We start from the raw sequence: 7978 nt of genomic DNA, 5'->3' as shown, positions 1-7978 counted from the left end.
CGCGGCGGCTGGTGGTGGCCTCGGGCGCGATCGTCGCGCGCGACGGCGTGCTGGTGGCGGGTTGAGGCAGGCACCGCGCGGGTGCATCGGCGGATGACGATCCGATCTGTCGTCGGCCGGCGCGAAGCGCGCCGCGTCGGCGATCGGCCGGCTTCGCATGCGGCCCGCGCGGTTCGCCCGCCACGGCCGCGCCGCGAAAAACGATCGTCCAGAATGCGCTCCCACGAGGCGCCGGCAAGCGGCCGGCGCGACCGGAGCCCTCATCATGAAAAGCAGCCTCACCGGCGTGTCGGCATCGCACGATGCCGGCATCCCCGTCGCCGACAGCCACGCGACGCAACCCGAACCCGATCACGGCGCGCCTTCGACGAACGCGAACACCGGCCTGCTGTCCGGCCTCGGTGCCTTGCGTCGCGCCTTCGCCGGCGGCTCGGGCGCCAAGCCCGCGACGGCCGACGCCACCGGCAACAGCGAACAGCGCGCGCGCGTGCCGGCCGAGCTGCTGCACCAGATCGCCGCCTCGGGCGGCGCCGAGACGCGTCGCGCAATGCGTCCGGTCAGCCGCCAATTCCACGCGATCGCCGAGGACCAGACCACGCAGCGCCGCCTCACCAGCAGCACGCATCTGCGCAAGGTAGCCCAGGCGATCGACCAGGGACGATATCCGAAGCTCTCGCATCTCGATGCCAGCGGCCTCGAGCTGCGCGCGCCGAGCTCGCGCCGCTCGCTGGCCGCGCCGTTCGGCGAGGCGCCGCTGCCGGCACTCGGCAAGCTGGAGAAGCTCGATCTCCAGGAGAACGGCAACCTCGGCAGCCAGGGTTTGATCCAGTTGATCGGCGACGGCGCGCAATTGCGCGAACTGAACGCCGCGGGCACCGGGGCGGGCGACGCCGGCGCGCAGCACCTCGCGAACCTGCCGCAACTGCGCAAGCTCGGCTACGGGGACATGCGCCTGACGATCGCCGGCGTGCGCGCGCTGGCGGCGCATCCCGGCCTCGAATCGCTGGCGCTCGGCAACAGCCCCGGCGTTGGCCACGAGGGGGCGCAAGTGCTGGCCGGCAACGGCCGGCTGCGCGAGCTGACGCTCGACAACTGCGCGATCGGCAATCGCGGCGCCGAGGCGCTGGCGGGCATGACGGGCCTGCAACGGCTGCGTCTGCCCGACAACGACATCGGCGATCGCGGCGCACTCGCGCTGGCCGCGAACCCGCGGCTGCTCCATCTGGACCTGCGCGGCAACTCGGGCATCAGCCAGCCGGTGCGGCAGCAGCTCGCCGAGCAGGCGCGCGCGACGGGCCGCGTGATCCTGGTCTGAGATCGCGCGCCGCCGCCGGTCACGGCGCGCCCGCCGTCTTATTCGTCCCGCCGTCTTATTCGGTCCGCCGCCTCACTCGGTCCGCAGCGGCTCGATCGTGAGGCGCGCCCAGGCGCGGTAATGCGCGGCCATGGCCGGATCCTCGGCACGTTCCTCGACGCGCGCCAGCTCGTCGAGCACCCAGGTGGTATTGGGCGCCTCGTCGAGGCACTTGAGCAGGAAGCGCCGGCATTCGGCGAGCTTGCCCGCGCGCAACTGGCTGGCCGCCAGGGTGCGCTTGAACAGGTCGCGCTGCGCGTTGCTGCCGCCGATCCGGTGCAGGGCCGGCAGCACGGCGCCCAGCATCTCGCAGGCGGCCGCGTCGTCGCCGTCGCCATAGGCGGCCAGCGCCGCGCACACGGGCGCCGTGACCTGCCGGCGGATCTGGTCCAGCTCGCTGGCGCCGCCCGCCAGCGCGGGCTGGTCGAAACCGGCCAGGAAGCGCCGCAGCTCGTCGCCGCGGCGCGCGCCGGCGAAGGCCATCGCGATATGCACGTCGAGGAAGCCGTTGCCGTGCCGCTCGGCATGGCCCAGCCACTTGTCGGCCAGCAACTGCCAGCGCTCGCCCACGTCCTGCCCGGCCAGTTCCAGCCGCCACAGCAGCGAGGTGCCGTCGGTCAGCCGGAACGCGCTGGCCGCGTCGACGCTGGCCAGGTGCGCGTCGTGGATCGCCAGCGCCTCGTCGTAGCGGCGCGCCGCCACGTAGCGCAGGGCCAGGTGCCACCAGATATGCGCCAGCAGCAGCGGCTGCTCGCTCCAGCGCGGCTTGAGCGCGTCGAGCAGCGCCAGGCAGGCGTCGTGGCGGTTCTGCATCTCGTGGACGTGGATCAGCGCGTGCAGCGCCCAGCAATCGTCGCGCTCGCGTTCCAGCGCCAGCAGGGCCGGGCCCTCGGCTGCCGCGTAATGGCCGTTCTCCTCCAGCGCGAAGGCGTACTGGCCGAGCACGAAGCCGTAGCCGGGCTGGTCGGGGCGCCAGTCGCGCATCGCGCGTCGCATCGAATCGAGCATGCGCGCGGCGTCGCCGACCAGGAAGTGCGCCTCGTGCGCGAGCTTCATCGCCAGCAGGTCGCCGGGCTCGCGTTCGAGCACCGCCTGCCAATGCTCGGTGGCGCGCGTGATCTCGCCCTCGGCGCAGGCCTGCACGGCGCGGATATGGCCTTGCTCCTGCTCGGTGGCGTCGGCGAAGCGCTCGGCCAGGCGCTGCAGGCGCGGCGCGATGCGCGGCGAGGTCTTCGGCTCGCCGTCGAACAGCAGCATGCTCAGCGCGAACACGTCGCCCATCACGAAGGCGGCGTCGTTCGACAACGCCAGCGCGTCGCCCACGGGGTTGCCGCGGAACGTGAAGTAGTCGCGGATCGCGCGGTTCCAGCGTTCCAGGGTGGCGGGATCGTCGGCATGCCAATGCTGCCCGAAGGTGTCGGCGAGGGCGGGTTTCATGATGGGATGTTCGGCTGGGGCGGGCGGGAATCGGAAACGGGATGTCGAGAGCAGGGGCGAAAGCGGCGGATCGGTGCTCGCCCGGCGCGGCCGGGCGGCTGATCAGGAGCGGGATCCGCGACTCGACATGATACGGCCTGGCGCTTCGTTTCACAGTCGAGGGCAGGCTGGGCGCGAGGATTGGCTTCGGCTCGCCGGGCAGCGCTGCGGATCGCCTGCCGCCGAGACCGATCCGTCTTCCATGCCTGGGCCTGGCGAAGCCGCCGCGGCAAGAAAAACGGGGCGACCGCCCGGCATCTCGCCGGCGATCGCCCCGTGTGGCCTGCCCGGCGAGGCCGGGTTTGCCGGATTTGCCGGCTTCAGGCCCGGGCGGCGCCTTCGGCCAGCGCCTTGGCCTGCTTCAGGCCCATTTCGTAGAGCCCCGAATACTGGGCGATGAGCTTGGCCTCGTCGGCGCCGGCGTTCGGTGTGAAGCGGCTGCTCCAGGTTGCCTTGGCGCCGTTTTCGCCGCTGCGCTCGACCGCGATGGTCGCGACGTAGTCGACCACCGGATCCGGGCCTTCGAGGATCGAGTAGCTGTAGCGGCGATCGGCGTCGCTGTGCTCGAGCAACTGCTCGACGATGCGCGTATCGGTGCCGATCTCGAGATGACGCGTCTTGCCGTCGTCGGACAGGCGCGAGGTGCGCACCGGGGCGAGCCAGGCCGGCAGGCCGTTGAATCCGCCGACAATGGCCCAAACGCGATCGGCCGGCGCGGCGATCTCGACGGAAATGCTGACATTCGACATGCTTGCTGCCTCCTGTTGGGGTTCAGTGCTGCGGAACCGGCGCCTGGGCGGCGATCAGGCCTTCGGCCTTCAGCTCGCTCCACAGCTCCGGCGCGATCCGTGCGTCGGCGAGGCGCCGGTTCTCGGCGATCCGCCCGGGCCGGCTGGCGCCGGGAATCACCCCCGCCACCGCCGGGTGCGCGAGCGAGAACTGTAGCGCAACGGCGCGAATGTCGGCGCCATGACGCGCGCAGATCGCCTTGATGCGCTCGACGCGCGCGATCATCTCGGGCGTGGCGGGCTGGTATTCGTAATGCGTGCCGCCGGCCAGCAGCCCCGAGTTGTAGGGGCCGCCCACCACGATGCCGAGCCCGCGCTGCTGCGCCTTCGGCATCAGCGTGGCGAGCGCCTCGGCGTGGTCGAGCAGGGTGTAGCGGCCGGCCAGCAGGAAACCGTCCGGATCGGCGCGATCGAGCGCGAGCACGCAGGGCTCGACGCGGTTCACGCCCAGGCCCCAGCTGCCGATCACGCCTTGCTCGCGCAGCCGCGTGAGCGCCACCGCCGCGCCCGACATCGCGGCGTCGAACACCTCGCGCCAGGCCGCGCCGTGGAAGTCGACGGCCGGATCGTGGATCCATACCGTGTCGAGCCGGTCGGTGCGCAGGCGCTTCAGGCTGTCCTCGATCGCGCGCAGCGTGCCCGCCTCGCTGTAGTCGTAGACGATCCGGTTCGGCAGGCCGTGCTCGAACAGGCCGCCTTTCTCGCCGAGGTCGCGCTCGGCGGCGCTTTCGTGCTCGTCGAGGATCAGCCGGCCGACCTTGGTGCCGAGCCGGTAGGCCTCGCGCGGATAGGCCGCCAGCGCTTTGCCCAGGCGCAGCTCGGCCAGGCCCGCGCCGTAGAGCGGGGCGGTGTCGAAATAGCGGATGCCGCTGTCCCAGGCGGCCGCGACGGTCGCCAACGCTTCGTCATGGGGGATGTCGCGGTACATGTTGCCGAGCGGCGCGGTACCGAAACCGATCTGGTCGGGAATCTCGATTCGCATGATGTGCTGTCGTGTGGGGGCGCCGGGCGACCTCGTGTCGATGTCGCCCCGCCCCGGTGTCAAAGGGAAGGTGCATCGAGTGTGAGGGTGCGCGGGCTCGGCAACAACCCGTGCGCGAGTCAGATTGTCTTGAGCGGCAGTCAAGAATGGGGCGCGGGCCGGCCGCTTGCGCGTATCAGCGGCGGCCGGCGGCGCGGTCAATCGGCTCCAGGTGCCCGGCACGGACGCCGGGCCTCCCGATACCCGATTCGCGCCCGCTGCCTTACAGCAGTTCCACCGCCACCGCCGTGGCTTCGCCGCCGCCGATGCACAGGCTCGCCACGCCGCGTTTGGCGCCCTGGGCGCGCAGCACGCCCAGCAGCGTGACGACGATGCGCGCGCCCGAGGCGCCGATCGGATGGCCGATCGCGCAGGCGCCGCCATGCGCGTTCATGCGTTCGCGCGGAATGTCGAAATCGTGCATCACCGCCATCGGCACCACCGCGAAGGCCTCGTTGACCTCGTAGTAGTCGACCTCGCGCGGCTGCCAGCCGGTGCGCGCGAACAGCTTCTTCAGCGCGCCGATCGGCGCCGTGGTGAACCATTCGGGGTCCTGCGCATGGGCGCAGTGCGCGTGGATGCGCGCGATCGGCTGCCGGCCCAGCCGCCGCGCCACCGATTCGCGCGTCAGCACCAGCGCGGCTGCGCCGTCCGACAGCGGGCTGGAGCTGGCCGGCGTGATGGTGCCGGTCGGGCTGAACGAGGGCTTGAGCTTGGGGATCTTGGCCGGATCGACGCTTTGCGGCTGCTCGTCGGCCGCGATCGACACGCTGCCCTGTCTGGTGCTCAGCTCGACCGGCGCGATCTCCCAGTCGAAGCGGCCCTCGGCCTGCGAGCGCTGCGCACGCAGCAGCGATTCCGTCGCGAACGCGTCCTGCAGCTCGCGCGTGAAGGCGTAATGCGAGGCGCATTGCTCGCCGAACTCGCCCATCGGCCGGCCGCGCTCGTAGGCGTCCTCCAGCCCGTCGAGCGCGACGTGATCGTAGAAGCTGCCATGGCCCGAGCGATAGCCGCCGCGCGCCTTCAGGGCCAGGTAGGGGGCATTGCTCATGCTCTCCATGCCGCCCGCCACCACCAGCGAGGCGCTGTCGTTGGACAGCGCGTCGAAGGCATAACGGATCGCCTGCATGCCGGAGCCGCAGACCTTGTTGACCGTCACCGAGGCCACCGAACGCGGCAGCCCGGCGCCGAGCGCGGCCTGGCGAGCTGGCGCCTGGCCGAGCCCGGCCGGCAGTACGCAGCCGATATAGGCTTCGTCGACGCTCGACGGTTCGATGCCGGCACGCTCGACCGCCGCGCGGATCGCGGTCGAGCCGAGCTCGACGGCGCTCTTCGGCGAGAGATTGCCGAGGTAACGGCCCACCGGCGTGCGCGCGGCGGAGAGAATCACGATCGGATCACTGGACATCGCAGACTCCATTGAAATGAAAAGGAAAGCTCGATGATGTATGCATATGCATACTTAACCGCCATGGAAACGGAAAGCTAGTCGGACAAGCGCCATGACGCCTTCACGCCGGCTTCCAGCAGGCGCCGCGAGAGGCCGGGGTCGTCCACCGCGCGCGACAGGATCAGCGAGCCGATGGCCAGCGCCACGGCCGCCAGCCCGGCTTCCTGCCGCTGCGCTTGCGAGCCGGCCAGGGCGGGGGCGTCGTGGCCACCCTCGACGGCGTCGTCCGCCGGCGCCCGCGCGCAATCGACCAGCGATTCGAGGTGCTCGGTAAACACGCGCCGCACGGCATCGCTGCCCCGGCCGATCTCGACGGCCAGGGTGGCCGCGGCGCAGCCGGTTTCGGGATGATCGCGGTGCCGCTCGTTGAGGTAGGCGCCCATGAAGGCGACCGCGCGCGGCAATGCGGGATGGCGCGCCATGCGCTCGCGCAGCCGCTCGGTGGTCTGGCCGAAGCCGATCGCGATCGCCGCGGCGATCAGGGCGTCCTTCGACTTGAAATGCGCGTAGAAGCCGCCGTGCGTGAGGCCCGCCGTCTCCATCAGGCTGGCCACGCCGACCGCGTCGATGCCTTCCCGGCGAAAGCGCGCCGAGGCCACCGCCTCGATGCGCGCGCGCGTCCTGGCCTTGTGCTCCGGATCGTATCGCATCGCCTCATCGTCTCCCCGGGGACGGGCCGGCCGCGCGATCCGGCGCGCGTGCGCCGCTCAGCCGGCCAGTGCCTCCGTCAATTGATAGACCTCGTTGCTGAATGCCTGCAGGTCGCCCTTGCCGCCATGGCGCGCCAGCTCGCGCTGGGCCGCTTCCCAGTCGGGCAGGCAGGTTTCGTAGAGCTTTTCGCCGGTGCGCGTGAGGCACCACAGATGCACGCGCTTGTCGTCCCGATCGGGCAGCGAGCGCACCAGCTTGCGCGAGCGCAGCGTCGCCAGGGTGCGGCTGAGGGTGGTCTGGTCGAGCAGCAGGGCGGCCGACAGGCCGCGCATCGAGGCCGCCTCGGCGCCATACAGGGCCATCAGGATGGTGAATTGCGTGATGCGGATTCCGTGCGGCGCGAGCCGGGCGTCGTACATCGCCGTGACCGCGCGCGCGGCCTGTCGCAAGGTGCCGCAATGACACGGCAATTTCAGCGGACCCTGGCTCATGACTTGCTCTCCTCGTCGGATGGGGAAATGCGGAACACGTTGCCCGTATTCTATGACAAGGAAAAATCGTCACCATCGCGGTTTTGACAGGCTGCGCGTGCTTTTTCATGGGGCCGGGGGATCCTGGCGCGAGCTGGCGGCGAGTGCCGCCGGGGCGGTTTCCGGCAGCGTCCAGCCGCCGCCCAGCGAGCGGAAGGTGGCCACCGCGGCGCGCGCGTAGTCGGCGTTCAGGCGCGCCTGCTCGCCGCGCGCCGAGAGCCATTGCTGGTCTTCCACCAGCACCTCGACCAGGCTCGCGTCGCCCTGCGCATAGGCATCGCGCGCCGCGCGCTGGGCCAGCGCCTCGGCTTCCACCTGGCGCGCGAGCTCGTCGCGTTGCGCGCCGATCTGCGCCCAGTCGGTCACCGCGTTCTCCACATCCTCGGCCGCGCGCAGCACCGCCTGGCGGTAGACGGCGAGCGCCTCGGCATGGCGCCCCCTGGCCTGCGCCACCTCGGCATCGACGCGGCCGAAGTCGAACAGGCGCCAGCGCAGCCCGGCCAGCGCGCCGGGCTGGAACGCGGCCGACTTGAACAGCGGCCCGTCGAGCGCCTCGAAGCCGAGGATCCCCGACAGCGACAGCTTCGGGTAGTACTCGGCCAGCGCCGCGCCGATGCCCGCGTTGCTCGCCGCCAGCCGCCGCTCGGCCGCCACCACGTCGGGGCGGCGGCGCAGCAGCGTGTCCGGGCCGATTGCGGCCGGCAGGCC

General features: G+C 71.6%; 8 protein-coding genes. 1 reads left to right on the top strand and 7 read right to left on the bottom strand.

Annotated features, from left to right (window positions below; translation table 11 throughout):
* The first annotated feature begins 265 nt into the window (after positions 1 to 265).
* Entirely contained in the window at positions 266 to 1315 is a 1050-nt protein-coding gene (locus tag F3J18_RS34175; protein ID WP_166916515.1) for a hypothetical protein, read from the top strand.
* A 72-nt stretch (positions 1316 to 1387) separates the two neighbouring features.
* On the opposite strand, the gene F3J18_RS34170 is transcribed toward F3J18_RS34175, so the two are convergent.
* From F3J18_RS34170 to F3J18_RS34140, 7 genes are all read right to left on the bottom strand, one after another.
* Positions 1388 to 2791, bottom strand: coding sequence for a tetratricopeptide repeat protein (locus F3J18_RS34170; RefSeq protein WP_025100193.1), 1404 nt, complete (start codon positions 2789 to 2791; stop codon positions 1388 to 1390).
* A gap of 359 nt (positions 2792 to 3150) precedes the next feature.
* Positions 3151 to 3579 carry an SRPBCC family protein gene (locus tag F3J18_RS34165; protein WP_126242358.1) on the bottom strand — a complete coding sequence of 143 codons (429 nt, stop codon included), beginning with the start codon at positions 3577 to 3579 and terminating at the stop codon, positions 3151 to 3153.
* Between the two features lie 22 nt (positions 3580 to 3601).
* Positions 3602 to 4600 (bottom strand): aldo/keto reductase, encoded by a 999-nt coding sequence (locus tag F3J18_RS34160; protein ID WP_166916513.1) that lies wholly within the window; start codon positions 4598 to 4600, stop codon positions 3602 to 3604.
* Positions 4601 to 4862: 262 nt separating this feature from the next.
* Complete coding sequence (locus F3J18_RS34155) at positions 4863 to 6047, bottom strand: acetyl-CoA C-acyltransferase (protein WP_025100196.1); 1185 nt, start codon at positions 6045 to 6047, stop codon at positions 4863 to 4865.
* A gap of 77 nt (positions 6048 to 6124) precedes the next feature.
* Positions 6125 to 6739 (bottom strand): TetR/AcrR family transcriptional regulator, encoded by a 615-nt coding sequence (locus tag F3J18_RS34150; protein ID WP_025100197.1) that lies wholly within the window; start codon positions 6737 to 6739, stop codon positions 6125 to 6127.
* Between the two features lie 57 nt (positions 6740 to 6796).
* A complete protein-coding gene (locus tag F3J18_RS34145) occupies positions 6797 to 7216 on the bottom strand; it encodes a MarR family winged helix-turn-helix transcriptional regulator (RefSeq protein WP_025100198.1) in 420 nt (139 codons plus the stop codon).
* A 120-nt stretch (positions 7217 to 7336) separates the two neighbouring features.
* Positions 7337 to 7978, bottom strand: a 642-nt coding sequence (locus F3J18_RS34140; RefSeq protein ID WP_166916511.1) for a TolC family protein, incomplete at its 5' end; no start/stop codon positions are given.

Origin of the sequence: Burkholderia sp. Ax-1720 (assembly GCF_011753035.1) — a bacterium.
Classification (GTDB): Bacteria; Pseudomonadota; Gammaproteobacteria; order Burkholderiales; family Burkholderiaceae; genus Burkholderia; species Burkholderia gladioli.
This window is presented reverse-complemented; position numbering and strand designations above follow the sequence as displayed.